Consider the following 18,643-nt stretch of genomic DNA (forward strand, 5'->3'; position numbering starts at 1 on the left):
CTCACGTGCCTTCCATCTGACCCGTCGCGGCGGCGCCGAAGAGCCCCCGCAACTCCCTTTTGATGACCTTTCCTGACTGGTTCCTGGGGAGGGCGTCGACGACGAGCACCCGTTCGGGGAGTTCGTGCCGGGCCAGCCGTCCCATCAGGAAGGCCCGTAGATCGCCGCCGGAGACCCCGGCGGACCGGGGCACGACGGCGGCGGCGAGCGTGGTGCCCAGCACCGGGTGGGGGAGGCCGAGCACCGCGGCCTCCGCGACGTCCGCGTGCTCGTACAGGGCGGCCTCCACCTGGAGCGTCGAGACCTTGAACGCGCCCGACTTGACCACGTCTCCCTCCCGGTCGACGAGATGGAGGTAACCATCGGGGTCGAGATAGCCGAGGTCTCCCATCCGCACCCACCCGTCGCGGAACGCCTCGGCGCTGGCCTGCTCGTCCCGGTAGTAGGACCGGGGGGCGGTGGGCGAGCGCAGCCAGACCTCTCCGGTCTCCCCCGCGGGCAGGGGTTCGCCACCGGGCCCGGCGATGCGCAGGGAGCCGCCGAACGCGGGCCTGCCCAGTGCCCCCGGCCGGGCCGGATCGAAGATCATGATGGTCTGGGCTGGGGCGGCCTCGGTCGAGGTGTAGTAGTTCGTGATCGTCGCGTTGGGGAAGGCGGCGGCCAGCCGTACCGACACCGAGGGGGGCAGGGCCGAGGCCGCCGAGCCCAGCAGCCGGACGCTCGACATGTCGTGGCGCTCGTGCAGGCCGGCGTTGAGGAACTCGATCGCCATGGCCGGGACGACGAACACGGTGCCGGCCCCGTGTGACTCGATCAGGCGGGCGAACCTGCCGGGGGTGAACCTGCCGAGGGTGAGCATGGCCGGACGGGCGTCCAGCGCGTTCATCAGCATCGTCTGGCCGGCGTTGGTGCCGATGGGGAAGGCGTGCAGCAGATGGCGCGAATGCCCGAACCTGCGACGGTTCGGCCTGGTCTCACAGCCGAAGGTCAGGTTGGCGTGGCTGGCGCCCACCCCCTTGGGCAGGCCGGTGGTGCCGGAGGTGTAGAGGATCTGGGCCAGGTCCCCGGGCCCGACCCGCACGTCCACCGGCCCGGCCGCGTCGCCTTCCAGGTCCGCCGGGGCGGCGCTCCAGTGGTCGCCGCCGGGCGCGTCGAGGTGGTGCCCGTACAGGACCGCGGAGGCCGAGCAGTGCGCGAGCATGTGCCGGACCTCCGGGGGGGCGAGGCGGTCCGACAGCGGTACGGCGACCGCGCCGGCCTTCTGCACCGCGCAGTAGGCGACGGAGAAGTCGATCCAGTCCCAGCTCCCGAACAGCAGCCCGACCCGGTCTCCGTGCCGCACTCCGCGGTCGAGCAGGCCGTGCGCGAGGGCGCGGGACCGCCGTTCCCACTCACCGAAGGTCATCGACCCGTTGCCCTCGACGACCACGGCGGTCCGGTCGGGCTCCTGCGCGGCGCGGAGCCCGAGCATCTCGGGCACGGTCCTCGGGACCGGCCCGGCCGGGGAGGTCATGACGTCCCCGCGTCGACGTGGGCGACCAGCAGCGGGAAGCTGTCGAGGTACGGCGCGCCGCCGCCGAGGTCGAGGACGACGTCGAACTCGTCCTCGACGGCGTCGATCAGCCGTAGCAGCGCGAGCGAGGTGACGCCGAGCGCCGACAGGGAGGTGTCCGAGGCGAGGATCTCCTCGGCCGTGAGCCGCCCGTCACAGGCGGCGGAGATCATTCCGGCGAGCCGGGACGCGGAGGTGGCGCCGGTGGCTTCCGCGCCCTGAGCGGTCACGCGTGTGCCTGCCGCAGGCTGAGCGGGCGCATGTCCGTCCACACCTGGTCGATGTGGGCGAGACAGTCCTCCTCCGGCCCCTCGAAGCCCTCGGCCCGCCAGCCGCCGGGGAGCTCCCGGTCTGCCGGCCAGAGGGAGTACTGCTCCTCCTCGTTGAGCACCACCAGAAAACTCATGCCTGGACCTCCTCTTTCTTCTTGCGGGTACGGCTCCGCAGAGCCTCGAATCCGACCAGGTCGTCGGGGAGCGCGTCGGGGACGTCGGTGTCGAACCGGGCCAGCACCCGCACACGCATGGCGACGAGTGCGACGACGGCGATGGCCAGGCCGAAGCAGGCGTACATGAAGCCGATGCCGCGCCCCTCGCCGGTGCCGATCAGCGCTCCGACGGTGCTCGCGAGCGGCCCGTCCGGCGCGAGCAGCGGGTCGAACAGGGCGGCGCCGTACGGCGCGACCAGGCCGAAGCCGATGGGCAGCGTGGACCAGGCGACCAGCGTGTTGAGCGCGATGACCCGGCCGTGGAACCGCTGCGGCACCTTGACCTGGATGATCGTGGCGTAGACGCCGTTGAGCAGGGTGAGGCAGAACGACATCCCGAACGCGCCGGCCGTGATCAGCGGCAGGTTCCGCTGAACGCCGGTGACCACGCAGAACACCGCGAGGGCGAGGGTGGCGAGCAGCACTCCGTACAGGCGGCGCCGCCGGGGACCGCCCCAGGCGGTCATCAGCAGCCCGCCGACGAAGACCCCGAGACCGCCCGCGAACGCCACCGTGCCGACGTCGTCGAGCGTCGCGAACGACAGCACCAGCGGGGAGATCATCAGGAAGAGCGGCGACAGGAAGACGTTGAGCACCGCGAAGAACACGAGCATGCCCCGGAAGCCGGGGTTGCCCCACGAGTGGCGGACGCCGTTCATCATCTCGGCCACGACGCCCTCACGGCGGCGCCACGGCATGCCGGCGGGGAACCGGATGCACAGCAGGACGATCGTGGCGACGGCGTAGCTGGCCACGTCGATGGCGAGGATGCCGCCGAGCCCGACCGTGGCCATCAGGCCGGTCGCGATCAGCGGCACGACGAGCTGGGCCGTACCGGTGGCCGTCTGCACGACGCCGTTGGCGTGTCCGAGGAACCGCTTGGGGACGATCTGCGGGATCGCCGACGCGTACGCGAACCGCTGGAAGGTGAGCGCGACCGAAAGACAGGCCAGCAGCGGGTAGATGTGCCAGATCTCCAGGGTGCCGGTCCACAGCAGGACGCCCAGCACGAGCTGGACGCCTCCGGCGGCGATGTCTCCGCAGAGCATGACCCTGCGCCGGTCGTAACGGTCCACGATCGCCCCGGCGAGCGGCGCCACCAGCATGCCGGGCACCAGTCCCAGCACCGCGAACAGCGCGAACCTGGCCAGCGACCCGGTGGTGAGGTAGATCCAGATGGGGATGGCGAACTCGGTCAGCGCCGACCCGGTGATCGACACGAGCTGTCCCAGCGAGATCAGCAGGAACCGCCGCATGCTGGGCGGCGGGGCCTGCTCTCCGTCGCCGCGGACCAGACGCAGTCCGCGGTCACGGGGGACGTGCCCGGCGTGATCGGCGACGCCCTGGAGCCACCAGGTGGACTCCTCCGTACGGCTCAGCGGCGCGGTCTCCCCCGAGGCGAGGGCCCGGTGGGTGCCGGTGACGATGTCGGCCAGCTCGTCCGCCCGGTATTTCACGAAGAAGTGCCCGGCCTCGTCGAGCACCACGCAGGCGACCGTCTCCGACAGCCGCTGCCACTCGCGGTAGCGCTCCTGGTAGAACTCGGTCGCCGGGTCGCGCTCCCCCACCACCGCGATGACGGGTGCCCGGAGCGGTCCGCCCTCCTCCTCGAACAGCCGGGTGAAGTAGCGCTCCGCCATACGGGTGCCGTGGCGGCGGTTCTCGATGATCAATTTGAGCTGGTCGCGTTCGAACTCCTCGACGTCGAGGCCGGCGGCGGCGAGCGCGTTGATCCGGCCCTGGTCGCTGGTCATCCGGTCCATCAGGGTCCCGAGCCACCCCAGGCCACGGCCCGGCCTGGCGAACGGGAACACGCCGCCCAGGTAGATCGCGTCGACGGCGCGGCCGGCGGCCTCCAGCCGGCGGGCGATCTCCGCGACCAGCATGACGCCGAGACCGCAGTGCCCGTAGAGCACCAGGGGGCCCTCGACCCCGGCAAGGATCTCCTCGGCGCATCCCTGCGCGACCTCGTCGAAGGGCCGGGCCCGCTCCCCCAGCTCGTGTCCCGGCACCGCGACCGAGTAGAGCGCCCAGTCGCCGGGGAGGGCGTCGGCCAGCGGCTGGTAGACGACCGCGCTGCCACCGCCGAACGGCACGCACACCAGGGTGGCGGTCGCGGCGCGGACCGGGGTGAGCCGGTGCAGCAGGCTGCGCGGACCGTCGTCCCCGGACTCCAGCAGCCGGGCCAGATCCTCGACCGTGCGGTGCTTGAACAGCTCCAGCACGGTGAGCGTCCGCCCGGGAACCTCCTTGCGCAGCCGGGCGATCACCCTCATGGCGAGCAGGGAGTGGCCGCCCAGGTCGAAGAAGTCGTCGAGCACGCCGACCTGGTCCACCTCCAGGATGTCCGCCCAGATCCCAGCGACCGTCCTCTCCAGAGCGGTCCGTGGCGGCACGGACCCGGCGGCCGGGTGGTCGGCCCCGGGTTCCGGCAGCCTCGACCGGTCGACCTTGCCGTGGGACTTCAGCGGCAGCTCGTCCAGCCACACGTAGCGGGCCGGGATCATGTAGTCGGGGAGCCGGTCGGCCAGCCAGGACCGCACCTCGCCGGCCTCCGCCCCGGTGGCCCCGACCAGATAGGCGACCAGCCGTCCGCCCCGCAGTTCCACCACCGCGTGCGCGACCCCGGGGAAGTCCCCGAGCACCGCCTCCACCTCGGCCAGCTCGACCCGGTAGCCGCGGATCTTCACCTGCAGGTCGCGGCGGCCGAGGAACTCCAGCTCCCCGCCGGGCAGCCAGCGGCCGAGGTCCCCGGTCCGGTACATCCGGTCCCCGGGACCGCCTTCGGGGTCGGGCAGGAAGTGGGCCGCGGTGAGTCCCGGCCGGCCCAGGTAGCCGCGGGCGAGACGGTCGCCACCGAGGTAGATCTCCCCGGGGACGCCGATCGGCACCGGCCGCAGGTTCCCGTCGAGCACGTGGACGCGGGCTCCCGGCAGGGGTGACCCGATCGGCAGCGCCGTCCCGGCCCCGGGGGCGTCCGCCCGGCCGGTGGCGCGCCCCGGAACGATCATCGAGTCCTCGGAGGAGATGGAGGCTTCGGAGGAGATAGAGGCGGGACCGGCGGCGACCGGTTCGACGGCGTAGGTGGTGACGCCGACGGTGGCCTCGGTGGGGCCGTAGTGGTTGACCACCCGGCACCGCCCGGCCGCCGCCAGCTCGGCTGCCCAGCCGCGCGGCGCGGCCTCGCCGCCGAGGATCAGCAGCCTGCGGGGTAGCAGCTCGGCCGGGGCCGAGTCGGCGAGCAGCGCCGCCAGGTGAGACGGCGTGATCTTGAGGTAGTCGATGCCGTGCTCGCGGAAGTAGGCGGCCAGGTCGGGGCCCGCCGTACGGGACGGGATGAGGTGGAGCGCGCCACCCGTCATCAGGCACAGGTAGAAGACGGTCACGCCGAAGTCGAAGGCGAGCGACTGCAACAGCCCGAAGACCCCGGCCGGCTCCACCTCCAGCCGCTCCCGCACGCCGGCGAGGTAGACCATCACCTGCTGGTGCTGGACGGCCACGCCCTTGGGCCGCCCGGTAGTCCCGGAGGTGTAGATGACGTAGGCCAGGTCGTCGGGCGTGACGCCACTGTGCACCGGCCCGGTATCCGCTCCGTCGAGACGGTCCACGGAGACGGCGGGCAGGTCGCCGGGCAGGCGGTCCTGGAGCCCGGTGGTGGTGACGACCGCCCTGGCTCCGGCGTCGGACAGCACGTAGGCGAGCCGGTCGGCGGGATGGTCGGGGTCCAGCGGGAGATAGGCGGCGCCGGCCTTGAGCACGCCGAGCACCGCGACGGCCAGCTCGGCGGACTGCTCCAGGCAGATCGCGACGCGGTCGTCCGGGCCCACCCCCTGCCGTCGTAGCAGGTGCCCGAGCTGGTTCGACCGCCGCTCCAGCTCCGCGTAGGTGAGCGAGGTGCCGCCGGCGACGATCGCGACGTCGTCGGGCGTCCTGTCGGCCTGCGCGGAGACGGCCCCATGCAGCAGGCCGCTCCTGGCGGAGGCCACGGGCGCGGACCGGCCGAAGGCCAGCACCCTGCGACGCTCGTCCGCCGGGAGCAGTTCCAGCTCGGAGATCCGCGCGCCGGGGTCGGCGACGATCGACCGCAGCAGGCTCTCGAAGCACACGGCCATCCGCTCGATCGTGGCCGGGCGGAACAGCGCGGTGCTGTAGGTGAGGTTGCCGCGCAGCCCCTCGGGGGTCTCGGCCAGGTAGAGGGCGAGGTCGAACCGGCTGGCGGTGGTCTCGACGGGGAAGGCGGACATGGTCAGGCCGGGGGTGCGCAACGGCTTGGACCGGTAGTTCTGCAGCGCGAACATGGCCTGGAACACCGGCGACCGGCTGACGTCCCGCTCCACGGCCAGCTCGTTGACGAGCTGGTCGAAGGGGAGCTCCTGGTGGGCGTAGGCGTCCAGCGCCGTCTCCCGGACCCGGGCGAGCAGTTCGATGAACGTCGGATCGCCCGACAGGTCGGCGCGCATCGGCAGCGAGTTGACGAAGACGCCGACCACACGCTCCAGCTCGGGCAGGTCCCGCCCGGAGACCGGCGAGCCGACCGCGAAGTCGTCCTGCCCGCTGTGGCGCCCGAGCAGCACCTGGAAGGCGGCCAGCAGCGTCATGTACGGCGTGGTGCCGTGGGCCTGCCCGAGTGCGGCGACCGCCTCACCGAGCCCGGCGTCCAGCGCCAGCCCCCGTACGGCGCCCTCCCACCTCTGCTCGGCCGGGCGTGGCAGGTCGGTGGGGAGTTCCAGCGGCGGCAGCCCGTCCAGGCGCTCCCTCCAGTAGCGGATCTCGCGGTCGTAGGCGCGGCCGCGCTGCCAGTGCGCGTAGTCGCCGTAGCCCACCTCGACCGGCGGGAGCTCCGGCTCCCGTCCCGCGCGGTGCGCGGCGTGCAGGGCGAGGAGCTCCTCGATGACGATGTCGCAGGACCAGCCGTCGGTGACGGCATGGTGCATGGTGAGCAGCAGCACGTGGTCGAGCGGGCCGAGCCGGACCAGCAGCAGCCGGAGCAGCGGGCCCCGGGCCAGGTCGAAGGGGCGGGCCAGTTCCCGGTCGACCAGCGTGAGGTCGTCCGTCACCCGTAGTTCCACCACCGGTTCCTCGTCGACGACGCTCTCCGGGCCGCCGTCCTCGGTGGTGAGCAGCCGCGTGCGCAGGCTCTCGTGCCGGGCGGTCACCTCGGTGAGGGAGCCGGCGAGCGCCTCCTCGTCGACCTCGCCCGCCAGCCTGGCCGCGAACGCCACGGTGTAGGCGGCCGTCCCAGGCGCGTACTGCTCCAGGAACCAGAGCCGCTCCTGCGCCGGGGAGAGCGGCGGCGCGGTGCCGGGCGGGCGCGGCGGTATGGCCGCGACGACGGCACGGCCACCGAGCCGCCGGGCGAGCAGCGCCTGTTTGGCGGGGGACAGGCTGGTGTGCGTCACTGCACCTCCGTGCTGGCGGGAGGGGAACAGACGTGCGTTCCCCCGCGGTGGTGGACGGGATCGCCCTCCTGGGCGGGTTCCATGACGACCGGCCGAACCGGTCCGGCCCGAAGGGCGACCCGATCCGGTGACGTGAGGACGAGCGCGGCGCGGAATTCCTCCGGCACCGAGAGTGCGGACGCTCCTGCAGGACGGCTGCACCTGCTTGAGCGCTACTTCTGTCGCACGAAGAAGTACGGCAATATGGGAACGCTCCCACGGAGGAGGCTAGGGATCATGCGCCAAATTCGTCAAGGTTTCGGGGTCGTTTTCGGCCGCGCCGAACCGAAAAACTCTGATGGTTGATAGATTTCCGCAGCTAGGACCGGCCTCTCCGAATTTCCGTACGCCGCGGACCCGGCTTCTCGATTGACAGTGATCTCGGCGACTTCTACGCTCCGCTGGGAGCGCTCCCATCTCGTCGGGTCATCCGACGACCGAGCGCGTCACCCCCGGTCGCCGACGCCAGGAGCGCACACGTGATCGTCACCGTCCCCACGCCTCCGGGCCAGCGGAACGCACCGTCCCCACCGGCGGACGAGGACCTGGAACTCCTCCTCCTCATCCGGCACTTCGAGCTCACCCTGCTCAGGCTCTTCGAGGCGGGCGAGCTGAGCGGGACGACCCACACCTGCCTGGGGCAGGAGTACATCCCGGTCGCGCTGAGACCGCTGCTCCAGGAGGACGACTACGTCTTCAGCAACCATCGCGGCCACGGCCACTTCCTCGCCCGGCACGCCGAGCCGTACGGGCTGCTCGCGGAGATCATGGGCCGCGAGGGCGCGCTCTGCGCGGGGGTGGGCGGCAGCCAGCACATCTACCACCGGCGTTTCCTGTCCACCGGGGTCCAGGGCGAGAGCCTGCCTGTCGCGGTCGGCGTGGCGCTCAAACTGAAGGGGACCGGCGCGCTGGCCTGCGTCTACATCGGCGACGGCACGTGGGGCGAGGGTTCGGTCTACGAGGCGCTCAACATGGCACAGCTCTGGCGGGTGCCGCTGCTGATCGTCGTCGAGCACAACGGGATCGCCCAGTCGACCCCGACCGCCGCGCAGATGTCCGGCGGCGTCGCGGCCCGCGCCGCCGCGTTCGACATCCCGCACCACCGCACGACGTCCACCGAGATCGACGAGATCCGCGCGGAGCTGGCCCCCCTGGTCGGCGTCGTCCGAGGCGAGTCCCGGCCGCTCGTCGCCGAGTTCGTCACCCACCGGATCGGCCCGCACAGCAAGGGTGACGACACCAGGACCGCCGAGGAGATCGCGCTGGCGGAGGGGCACGACTGGTACGCCCGTTACGCCCGGATGTTTCCCGACCCCTTCGACCGCCTCGACCGGGAGCGGCGCGAGCTGGTCGAGCGGATCGCGGCCGAGGTCGCGGCCCGCCCCCTGTCGGTTTGGGAGCGGCCGTGACCCGCGTCTCGGAACACCTCAACCGGGCCCTGCACGACCTGATGGAGGCCGACCCGCACCTGCACGTGCTCGGCGAGGACATCTCCGACCCGTACGGCGGAGCCTTCAAGGTCACCAGGGGCCTGTCCACCGGATTCGGCTCCCGCGTGCGGTCCACCCCGCTGAGCGAGGGCGCGATCGTCGGGGTCGGAGCCGGCCTGGCCCTGGCCGGAGACAGGGCGATCGTCGAGATCATGTTCGCCGACTTCGCCGCGCTCGCCTTCGACCAGCTGGTGAACTTCGCCGCCAAGTCCACCTCCATGTACGGCAGGCCCGTGCCGATCCCGCTGGTCGTCCGCTGCCCCTCGGGCGGCAACCGCGGCTACGGCCCCACCCACAGCCAGAGCCCGCAGAAACACTTCATCGGCGTCCCGGGCCTCTCCCTGTTCGAGATGACCCCGTTCCACGACGCGGGCGAGCTGTTCACCCGGATGTTCGCGCTCGGGCAGCCCTGCCTGTTCTTCGAGGACAAGGTCCTCTACACCCGGCGGATGTACGAGGGCGGGGTCGTGGACGACCTGTTCCGCTACGAGCTCGCCGGCGACGTCGCCCGGGTCTTCCTCCACGGCGTGACGGAGCCCGACTGCACGCTGATCGTCCCCGGCGGCATGGTCCACCGGGCACTCTCGGCCATGCGCACCCTGCTGCTGGAGGATGACCTGGTCTGCGAGCTGCTGGTGCCCGCCCGGCTCCACCCCCTCCCCGAACTTCCCGACCTGGAGCGCTCCCGGCACGTGTGCGTCATCGAGGACGGCGCGGAGGGCGGTACCTGGGGGGCGGAGGTCGCCCGGCTGCTCTACCCCCGGCTCTGGTCCGGCCTGCGCCGCCCCATCAGCCTGATCAGCGCGGCCGACAGCGTCATCCCGGCCGCGCCCCACCTGGAGCGCGAGATCCTCGTCCAGCCGGGCCGGATCCGGCACACGATCACGGAGGCCCTGTCTTGATCGAGGTCCGGGTGCCCAAGCTCAACAACAACGACGCCGCCTACCTGCTCGTGGAGTGGGCGGCCAAGGACGGCCAGGCCGTACGGGCGGGGGGTCCGCTCGCGGTGCTGGAGACCTCCAAGGCCGCCGAGGAACTGACCGCCGAGGAGGACGGGACGCTGCTGTGCCTGCTGGAGGTGGGCGCCGAGTGCACTCCCGGCCAGGTGATCGCCCGGCTGCTGGCCGACGGCGAGGAACCCGGGGCCGAGCCGTCGTCCCCCCCGGCGGCCGCGGACCCCGCGGAACAGGAGGAGCTCGTCGTCACCGCGCCGGCCCGGCGGCTGATGGACGAGCGCGGCATCTCCATGGAGCGGGTACGCGCCCTCGGCAAGAAGGTGATCAGGCGGACCGATCTGGAGTCTCTCGACGCGGACGGTTCCGGCCTGATCGAGCTGTCCCGCGCCCAGCGGCGGGTCGCCGAGGTCGTCGTGCGGTCACACCGCGACATCCCCTCGGTGTTCACCGTCATGAGGATCGACGTGACGGACGCGCTCGTGTTCGCCCGCCAGGAGACCAGGCGGCTGCGCGTCCTCATCGGCGTTCCCGAGCTGCTGGTGGCGGCGACCGGCCGGCTGCTGGACCGCTTCCCGCTCTGCTTCGCCACCCCCGTCGACGGCCACCGCGCCCGCCGTGCCGCATCCGCCGACGTCGGCGTGACCATCGACGTCGGCAGGGGGATGTCCGTACCGGTCGTACGGGACGCGGGCCGGCGTCCGCTCGGCGAGATCGCCCGCGATCTCGCCCGGTTCCGCCAGACCGCGCTGAACGGGACCTTCAGGGAGTCCGACCTCCGGGGCGGCACCATCATGGTCACCCTGCACACCGACGCCGCCGTCGTCATGGCCGTCCCCATCGTCTTCCCCGGCCAGACCTGCGCGCTGTCGCTCACCGCGCCGCGTCCGGAGGTCGTGGAGACCCGCGACGGCGGCTTCACCGTACGGAAAATGATCAATCTGGGTCTCGCCTACGACCACCGCTACGTCAACGGCCGCGAGTCCGCCGAGTTCCTCGGCGCGCTCAGGACCGCCCTGGAGACTCCCGGCGACGGCCTCACTCCCTGAGCACGCCTGCCGGCCTCGGGTACGGTGACCGGCGTCTCGCACCGACCGGCCTCTTTCGGAGTGGGCCACCGGCACGGGTCCGGCTCGATTCCCCGGCCGGAAGCCGGTGATGGGAGCATGGCCGGGTCATGACAAACCCAACGGAAGGCCATGATCGGTGAGGCGGCTACTCACGGTCCTGCTGTTCGCGTGTACCGCGCTGCTCGGCGTGGTCACCCCCGCACAGGCCCACAACGTGCTGATCGGTAGCGACCCCCAGGACGGCGCCCAGCTCGCCACCGGTCCCGAGAAGATCACACTCACCTTCGACCAGCCGGTACGGCAGGGCTTCGCGCAGATCAGCGTGACCGGCCCCGACGGGACCCAATGGGAGGAAGGCAAGACGACCGTCAGCGGCGACAAGGTCAGCGTCGAGGTCAGGCCCCTGGGCCCGGCCGGGCAGTACGTCGTCGGGTACCGCATCCTGTCCTCCGACGGCCACCCGGTCGCCAACAAGGTGACCTTCACCCTGACCGCCGCGGGCGCGGGCACCGCGTCCCAGCCGGCCCCGGTCTCCTCGGCTGAGGCGCCGCAGGCGCCCGACCTGAGCGCCCAGGCCGCCGAGGCCGCCCAGAACGGCGGGGCCGGAATGGCCGTGCTCTGGATCGCCTGCGCCCTTGTCGTGCTGGGCGGGGCCACCGTCGTGGCGCTGCGCCGTACGAGAGAGCAGGGGCCCCAGGGATGACCGCGACCGTCGAGCGTGCCACCGGGCCGGGCACGGTCATGAGACTGCTGACCGGCTGCCTCATCTCGGGGGCCGTGCTCGCCGTGCTGACCGCGACGGCGTTCACCGCGCAGAAGGCGGTGCCGGGGATCGCGATGCCCGGCCCGCTGGTGGTGTACGGCCTGCCGGTGCTGCGGGTGCTGCTGGACCTGGCCGCGGTGGCCGTGGTCGGGCTGAGCCTGCTGTCCAAGCTGCTCGGTTTCGACGACCCGGAGCGGACCGAGCCGGTCATGCGCCGGGCCCGGCCGCTGGCGGTGACCTTCGCCTGGGCGTGGGCGGTGCTGGCACTGGTCGTCATCGTCTTCCAGACCGCCGAGCTGAACCCCGGGTCGCTGCCGACCCCGGCGATGATCGCCGAATACGTCGACAGCGTCGGCGCCGGCCAGGGGATGCTCTTCAGCGCCGCCTGCGCGCTCACCTACGCCGGGATCGGGCTGCTGGCCGTGCGGTTCGGCGAGAAGGTCCCGGCCGAGCTGCGGATCGTGATCTCCTTCTTCGGACTGCTGCCGATCCCGGTCACCGGGCACGCCGTCGACTCGGTCTGGCACGACCCCATCATGATCTCGATGGAGCTGCACGTGATGGGCGCGGCGGCCTGGACCGGCGGGCTGGTCACGATCATCGCGCTGGTCGCCGGGGACCGTGAGCTGCTGGCGCGGGTCCTGCCGAAGTTCTCCAGGCTGGCCACCCTGGCGCTGGTCCTGGTCGGCGTCTCCGGCCTGGTGAACGGCGTGGCCACGATGGCCCTCACGCGGGGGGTGGAACTGCCGGGCGCGGTGTTCACCAGCGACTACGGGCTGCTCGTGGTGGCCAAGACCGCGTCCGTGGCGCTGCTCATCCCATTCGCCGCCCACATCCGCTTCCGTCTGCTGCCGCTCATCGCCGAGCGGCGGGGAACGGCGGTCGCGGGGTGGGCGGCCGCGGAGATCACCGTGATGGGCCTCGCCTACGGCGTCGCGGTGGCGCTGACCACGGCCTCCATGGTCTGATCCCGGAGCCGGTAACGGTTCAGGGCCCACTCGCCGCCCAGCCACAGAACGGCCAGCATCAACCCGCCGATCAGCATGGTCATGGACGGCACCAGCGGCGGGGTGTGGTAGGCCATGCTCTGCAGGCGGAGTGCCTGATCCACGAGGACGGTGGCTCCGAGCGAACCAGCCAGCGCTCGGAGCACCGGAATCCGGATCAGGAACGCCAGGTCGACGGCGAACGCCCCGGCGATCAGGAAGATCGGCACCGCCGAGCGCGGGAAGTCGGCGACCGCCAGGAGAGGCCAGATCAGGGCGCGATAGGCGACGTAGGCGCCGACCACGGCGGTGGCGGCGAACATCCGGCCGATCATCGCGCGGACGAAGACGAGCACGATCATGGCGGCGACCGCGGCGTAGAGCGGATACACCTGGTCAGGCACCGGCAGCGCGAAGTTGACCACCATCGGCCGGTCCACCGCGCGGCCCATCTGGTCGGCGGCGAACTGCAGCAGGGTGGGCTCGGCCTCCGGCTGCCCCCGGTCCCAGGCCGCGATGCCGAACACGCCGTACTCCTGGTGCTGCGCCGGGAACCAGACGTTCTCGAACAGGAACGCGAAGAGCCCGCCGAGGATCACCGTGCGCCTCCGTCCGGGGGGCGCGCCCATGAACCAGCCCCGGATCACACCGCAGAGCATGAGGAACGTGCCGAGGTAGAGCATCATGTGTGACGGGCTCCACGACGTGATGTCGAGCCCGTTGATGCGGTGGTTGATCAGGTCGAGCGGCACCGCCGTCAGGAAGATTCCGGTGCCCCACCCGATGAGGCGCTGCGCGGTCCGGTCCACGCCGTAACCGGTGTAGAGGTGGATGATCGTGAGAACCAGGGCGAGGGCCGTGCCGGCGCTGTTGAGCAGGTGCGGCGGCGCCAGGTCGTCACGGAGCCACTTGAAGTGCCAGGAGACGTCCCAGGAGGCACCGAGCACCTTGAAGGAGAAGGCCACCAGCCACCCGAGGTAGAGGACCCGGAACAGATCATCCGGGGTCTCCCGGCCTGCTTTCCCCCGGGTCCAGTAGGGCAAGGCCCACTCGATGACGGGAGTGGCTCTTCGTTTCAGGCTCTCGACTGGCTTCACGCATCGAAATCATGCCTGGCCTTTACCTTACTCCGCAATCGGGGAGATCCCTGATAGATCGTCCGGGCATGGCATGGCGTCACCTTCATGTCTGAATGAACGTCTGCCACGGGAATTCCGCCCTCCCGGGGCCGTCCACCGGTCCGTCTCACACCGGGCGGAGGACTGGAGCCACGGGCCGGTCCGCCCGCCGCGGAACCGTCTCAGGTATCTCTCAGCTCCTCTCAGTAGGCTCGCGGCATGAAACTCGCGGGGAGGCCGACCACCTGGGTCGCGGTGGTCGCCGTGCTTGTCATCGGTGTCGCGGCCTGGTTGCTGTGGCCGTCCGCACCGCCGGTGCGGGTCCAGGAACAGGAGATCACGGTCCTGGACGGCCCCGGCGACGACCAGCGGGTGACGCTCGACGCGAGTTTCTTCCCACCCGCCGGAGGCGGCAGGGCTCCCGCGGTGCTGCTCGCGCACGGTTTCGGTGGCAGCAAGCAGAGCGTCCGGGACGACGCGGTACGGCTGGCGCAGGAGGGCTACGCCGTACTGACCTGGTCGGCACGGGGCTTCGGCCGGTCCACCGGGCAGATCGCGCTCAACTCCCCTGACTACGAGGTCAAGGACGTCCGCCAGCTCGTGGACTGGCTGGCCAGGCGGCCCGAGGTCCAGCTCGACGCGGCCGGCGATCCGCGGGTGGGCATCGCGGGCGGCTCGTACGGCGGGGCGATCGCGCTGATGGCCGCCGCGTACGACAGCCGGATCGACGCGATCGTCCCCCAGATCACCTGGTACGACCTGGCCGACGCACTGTTCCCCGACGCGGGGGGCCAGGGACCGCGGAACGGCGTGTTCAAGCGGATGTGGGCGGGCCTGTTCTTCAGCCGGGGCGGCCCGGCGCCGGAGGCGGGGCTGGGAGCGCTGGGCGGACCGGGTGGTCGCGTCGCCCCGCCCACCCCGCCGCTGACCGCGCAGGAGGTCCGGTGCGGCCGGTTCCTGCCGGAGATCTGCGACATGTACCAGCAGGTGGCCGAGACCGGCCGGGCGACCCAGGGCGCGATCGAGACCCTGCGCAGGTCCAGCCCGATCTCCGTACCCGGAAAGATCAGGATTCCGACGCTGCTGCTCCAGGGTCAGCGTGACTCGCTGTTCCCCCTGGGCCAGGCGGACGCCAACGCCCGGGCCATCGCCGCGACCGGCGCCCCGGTCGGTGTGGCCTGGTTCGACGGCGGCCACGACGGCGGCGACGGCGAGGCCGACTGGATCCGCGAGCGGACCCTCGGCTGGTTCGACCGCTACCTGAGGAAGGACGCCGGCGCGGACCTGGCGGGCAGCCCGTTCACCGTCACCCGCGCCGGCGGCCGTGACCCGGGCACCCGCCGCCCGGTCCAGCTGCACGCCACCGCGGACGGCTACCCCGGGCTGGGCGGCACCGCCCAGACCACGGTGCCGCTCAGCGGCTCCGACCAGCAGGTGGCCAACCCTCCTGGCGGGTCCCCCGCCTCGATCTCCGCGGTCCCCGGCTTCGGCGGTCTCGCGGGCGGCGCTGGAAACCTGAGCGTGTCCATCGACATGGCGGGCCAGAGCGCCACCTTCGACTCCGCACCGCTGGCCACCCCGTTGCAGGTCACCGGCAGCTCCACCGTGAAGGTACGGGTACGGTCCGAACCGGCGGCCTCCACCTCGGGAGGGACCTCCGCGGCCGGAGACGGCAGGGCCGGACCCACCGAGGTGACGCTGTTCGCGAAGCTCTACGACGTGGCGGGCGACACCCAGGCACCGCTCCTGCCCGAGTCGCTAGCCGCTCCCGTCAGGATCGTCCTCCCCGGGGGCGGCACCGGCGAGGCCGTGGTCAGCCTGCCCGCCATCGACCACCGTTTCGAGGTCGGTCACCGGCTGCGGGTCGCCTTCACCACCACCGACCTCGGTTACAGCACCCCCTCCGCGCCGGCCGTCTACACGGTCGGCCTGGCCTCGCAGTCCGTGACCGTACCGACCGACACCACTCTGCGGACCCCGGCCGGCGGCCCCGACCTGTGGACCTGGGCGCTGCCGCTGGCCTCCCTCGTCGTCGCGGCGGCCCTGCTGCTCGCGGGACGCCGACGCGGCGAGGACGGGCACGATCCCGCCCTGGACGCCGTGCCGCTGCGGATCGACGGTCTGACCAAGGCCTACGGCAACGGCGAGCTGGCGGTGAACGACCTGTCCTTCACGGTCGAGCACGGTCAGGTGCTCGGCCTGCTCGGCCCCAACGGCGCGGGCAAGACCACCACCATGCGCATGCTGATGGGCCTGATCCACCCCGACGCGGGCGAGATCCGGATCTTCGGCCACCGGGTCGTCCCGGGCGCCCCGGCCCTGTCCCGGCTGGGCTCCTTCGTCGAGGGCCCCGGCTTCCTGCCGCACCTGACCGGCCGGGAGAACCTGGAGCTCTACTGGAAGGCGACGGGCCGCCCGCCGGAGGACGCCCACTTCGCCGAGGCCCTGGAGATCGCCGGGCTCGGCGGCGCGCTGGAACGCGCCGTGCGGACCTACTCCCAGGGCATGCGCCAGCGCCTGGCCATCGCGCAGGCCATGCTCGGCCTGCCCGACCTGCTGGTCCTCGACGAGCCCGCCAACGGTCTCGACCCGCCCCAGATCCGTGAGATGCGCAAGGTCCTGATCTCCTACGCCGCGCGGGGCCGTACCGTCATCGTCTCCAGCCACCTGCTCGCCGAGGTGGAGCAGACCTGCAGCCACGTGGTGGTCATGCACCGCGGCCGCCTCATCACGGCCGGCCCGGTGAGCGAGCTGTTGCGCGGCCGTACCTCCGTCAACGGCTCGGGCACCCGCCTGGAGGACGTGTTCCTGGACCTGATCGGAGAGAACGCATGACTCCCTCCCCATGGCTGAAGCCCGAGGTCTCCACGCTGGAAGGATTTCGATGAGCGACACCCACGGCCCCGGTACGGCCGTGACCGACGGTCCGGCGGGCACCGGTTCTCCGGAGAGCGGCTCGGCGTCCGGATACCTGCCCGGGCGCACACTGCCGCTGGCGGTGGAGGCCGTCCGCCAGTTCAAACGGCGCCGCACGCTGGTCATGTTCGGCCTGCTGCTCGCGCTGCCGTGGGTTCTGGTGATCGCGTTCACGTTCGGTGCCGGATCCGGCCAGCCGAGCAACACGATGCGCATCTCCGACCTGGCGACCGAGGGCGGCCTGAACTTCGCCGCGTTCGCGCTGTCGGTGTCGGCCGGATTCCTGCTGGTCGTCGCGGTGGCGCTGTTCTGCGGCGACACCGTGGCCAGCGAGGCCGGCTGGTCGTCGCTGCGCTACCTGCTGGCGGCTCCGATCCCCCGCGACCGGCTGCTCCGGCAGAAACTGATCGTCGCGACGGGCTACTCGGCGGCCGCGGTGATCTGCCTGCCGTTGATGGCCCTGCTGGCCGGAACCCTCGTCTTCGGCTGGAACGACGTACGGGTGCCGGGCACCGGCGAGACCGTCGCCGCACTGGACGTGCTGCCCCGCTTCGGCATCGTGATCATCTACGTCCTGATCAGCCAGTCCGTGGTCGCCTCCCTGGCCTTCCTGCTCTCGGTCAGCACCGACTCCCCGCTCGGCGCGGTGGGCGGGGCGGTCGGTCTGGTGATCGTGAGCAACATCCTGCAGGCGGTGGAGGCGCTCGGCTCGCTCCGGGAGTCCCTCCCGACCTTCTGGAACACGGCCTGGCTGGACGCCCTGGCGCCGCAGCCCGACTATGGCGGCATGGTCAAGGGTGTGGCCGTGTCGATTACCTACTCGGCGGTCCTGATCGCCTTCGCCTTCCGCCGTTTCCGGCGCAGGGACATCGTTTCTTAGCGCTTCGCCGCTATTTCATGATTACTGACGTCCCCCTCCGCATATCGGCCGTGGACGTGTCCACCACCAGGCACATTGGACCTTTTCGCATAAAATTGCCAATGATGTCCGGTTTTTACCTATATGAGTTTCTTCATCACGTTCACGGGTAGGAAACCGCCACATCGGAAGCGATATGCCTCCGACACGTTCAGAACGACAGACGCAGTCCCTGACGGCGTCTCCCTCCCGTCCTGCCGGTCGAAGCCTTGTGGACGGGCGGATCCCAAGACGGAGCGATCGATTGGGGAGTGGTGATCGTGAAGTGCGGAGCACAGATAGCCCTGGCTGTCGGTGCGGGCTACTTTCTGGGCCGGCATCACAAGCTGCGGATGGCGCTCGCGCTGGCAGTGGCCGGCGCGACCGGCCGGCTGGGCGGAGGCGGACCCGCCCTGCTCCAGAAGGGCCTGAAGCTGCTGGGATCCTCCCCCGAGATCGAGAAGCTCGCCAGCAGCGTCCGGGGTGAGCTGCTTGAGGTCGGCAAGGCGGCGATGGTGTCGGCGGCGAGCAAGCAGGTCGACGCCCTGACCTCCAAGCTCCATGACCGCGCGGAGTCGTTGCGGGCCCCCGGCAGAGTTGGCGCCGGAGCAGAAGAGGAAGAGGAGCCCACCCGCGGGCGACGCGCCCCCGGCGGCAAGGGCGGCAGAGCCCGTGCCGGTCGTGAGGAGCGGGAACCCGAGGACGAGTACTACGAGGAGGACTACGAGGAGGAGGAGCCCGGAGAGTACGGAGAAGAGGAGCCCCTCCGCGGGCGACGCGCCCCCGGCACCCGCGGCCGCCCGGCGGCCAGAACCCGCACCGCGCCCGAAGAGTACGGAGAGTACGAGGAAGAGGAAGAGGAAGAGGAGGAGGACGAGGAGCCGTCGCCCAAGAGCACAAGGCGCCGGAGCGACATGCAGCGTGAGAAGGCGACCGCGGGCGACAGCCCTGTCCGCCGGGCACGGAGGTGAG

At 71.6% G+C, this 18,643-nt stretch carries 13 protein-coding genes; 8 read left to right on the top strand and 5 right to left on the bottom strand.

All coding sequences use genetic code 11. From position 1 onward, the window contains the following. Position 1: 1 nt before the first annotated feature. Genes ACIN94_RS27385 through ACIN94_RS27400 form a run of 4 tightly spaced genes read right to left on the bottom strand, consistent with a single transcriptional unit; the run spans position 2 to position 7,438 of the window. Positions 2–1,513 carry a class I adenylate-forming enzyme family protein gene (locus tag ACIN94_RS27385; protein ID WP_400711815.1) on the bottom strand — a complete coding sequence of 504 codons (1,512 nt, stop codon included), beginning with the start codon at positions 1,511–1,513 and terminating at the stop codon, positions 2–4. Beyond that, positions 1,510–1,782 (bottom strand): acyl carrier protein, encoded by a 273-nt coding sequence (locus tag ACIN94_RS27390; RefSeq protein ID WP_400711818.1) that lies wholly within the window; start codon positions 1,780–1,782, stop codon positions 1,510–1,512. Before ACIN94_RS27390 ends, ACIN94_RS27385 begins: the two co-directional genes overlap by 4 nt. Beyond that, on the bottom strand, positions 1,779–1,958 hold the full coding sequence (locus tag ACIN94_RS27395; RefSeq protein WP_400711821.1) for an MbtH family protein: 180 nt from the start codon (positions 1,956–1,958) through the stop codon (positions 1,779–1,781). Before ACIN94_RS27395 ends, ACIN94_RS27390 begins: the two co-directional genes overlap by 4 nt. Next, complete coding sequence (locus ACIN94_RS27400) at positions 1,955–7,438, bottom strand: MFS transporter (RefSeq protein ID WP_400711824.1); 5,484 nt, start codon at positions 7,436–7,438, stop codon at positions 1,955–1,957. Before ACIN94_RS27400 ends, ACIN94_RS27395 begins: the two co-directional genes overlap by 4 nt. Before the next feature lie 518 nt (positions 7,439–7,956). Here ACIN94_RS27400 and ACIN94_RS27405 point away from each other — a divergent pair. From ACIN94_RS27405 to ACIN94_RS27425, 5 genes are all read left to right on the top strand, one after another. After that, positions 7,957–8,886 (top strand): thiamine pyrophosphate-dependent dehydrogenase E1 component subunit alpha, encoded by a 930-nt coding sequence (locus ACIN94_RS27405; RefSeq protein ID WP_400711827.1) that lies wholly within the window; start codon positions 7,957–7,959, stop codon positions 8,884–8,886. After that, positions 8,883–9,869 (top strand): alpha-ketoacid dehydrogenase subunit beta, encoded by a 987-nt coding sequence (locus ACIN94_RS27410; protein ID WP_400711830.1) that lies wholly within the window; start codon positions 8,883–8,885, stop codon positions 9,867–9,869. The genes ACIN94_RS27405 and ACIN94_RS27410 overlap by 4 nt, the downstream gene beginning before the upstream one ends. Continuing rightward, positions 9,866–10,969: a 2-oxo acid dehydrogenase subunit E2 gene (locus ACIN94_RS27415; RefSeq protein WP_400711833.1), complete on the top strand. Its 1,104-nt coding sequence runs from the start codon at positions 9,866–9,868 to the stop codon at positions 10,967–10,969. Before ACIN94_RS27410 ends, ACIN94_RS27415 begins: the two co-directional genes overlap by 4 nt. 157 nt (positions 10,970–11,126) lie before the next feature. After that, positions 11,127–11,693 carry a copper resistance protein CopC gene (locus tag ACIN94_RS27420; protein WP_400711836.1) on the top strand — a complete coding sequence of 189 codons (567 nt, stop codon included), beginning with the start codon at positions 11,127–11,129 and terminating at the stop codon, positions 11,691–11,693. Next, a complete protein-coding gene (locus ACIN94_RS27425) occupies positions 11,690–12,721 on the top strand; it encodes a copper resistance D family protein (protein WP_400711839.1) in 1,032 nt (343 codons plus the stop codon). Before ACIN94_RS27420 ends, ACIN94_RS27425 begins: the two co-directional genes overlap by 4 nt. Here the strand turns inward: ACIN94_RS27425 and ACIN94_RS27430 are convergent. After that, entirely contained in the window at positions 12,679–13,836 is a 1,158-nt protein-coding gene (locus ACIN94_RS27430; protein ID WP_400711842.1) for a hypothetical protein, read from the bottom strand. The genes ACIN94_RS27425 and ACIN94_RS27430 overlap by 43 nt on opposite strands. Positions 13,837–14,076: 240 nt before the next feature. On the opposite strand from ACIN94_RS27430, the gene ACIN94_RS27435 reads away from it, so the two are divergent. From ACIN94_RS27435 to ACIN94_RS27445, 3 genes are all read left to right on the top strand, one after another. After that, positions 14,077–16,692 carry an alpha/beta fold hydrolase gene (locus tag ACIN94_RS27435; RefSeq protein WP_400711845.1) on the top strand — a complete coding sequence of 872 codons (2,616 nt, stop codon included), beginning with the start codon at positions 14,077–14,079 and terminating at the stop codon, positions 16,690–16,692. Between the two features lie 49 nt (positions 16,693–16,741). Continuing rightward, positions 16,742–17,653, top strand: coding sequence for an ABC transporter permease (locus ACIN94_RS27440; protein WP_400711848.1), 912 nt, complete (start codon positions 16,742–16,744; stop codon positions 17,651–17,653). Between the two features lie 299 nt (positions 17,654–17,952). Next, positions 17,953–18,642 (top strand): hypothetical protein, encoded by a 690-nt coding sequence (locus tag ACIN94_RS27445; RefSeq protein ID WP_400711851.1) that lies wholly within the window; start codon positions 17,953–17,955, stop codon positions 18,640–18,642. Position 18,643 lies beyond the last annotated feature (1 nt).

This window comes from Streptosporangium sp. NPDC087985 (assembly GCF_044741965.1).
Lineage (GTDB): Bacteria > Actinomycetota > Actinomycetes > Streptosporangiales > Streptosporangiaceae > Streptosporangium.

Excerpts from the sequence above, each read along its gene's own strand:
- ACIN94_RS27385 (WP_400711815.1), bottom strand. The coding sequence starts at position 1,513 with ATGACCTCCCCGGCCGGGCCGGTCCCGAGGACCGTGCCCGAGATGCTC.
- ACIN94_RS27395 (WP_400711821.1), bottom strand. The coding sequence starts at position 1,958 with ATGAGTTTTCTGGTGGTGCTCAACGAGGAGGAGCAGTACTCCCTCTGG.
- ACIN94_RS27425 (WP_400711839.1), top strand. The coding sequence starts at position 11,690 with ATGACCGCGACCGTCGAGCGTGCCACCGGGCCGGGCACGGTCATGAGA.
- ACIN94_RS27435 (WP_400711845.1), top strand. The coding sequence starts at position 14,077 with ATGAAACTCGCGGGGAGGCCGACCACCTGGGTCGCGGTGGTCGCCGTG.
- ACIN94_RS27440 (WP_400711848.1), top strand. The coding sequence starts at position 16,742 with ATGAGCGACACCCACGGCCCCGGTACGGCCGTGACCGACGGTCCGGCG.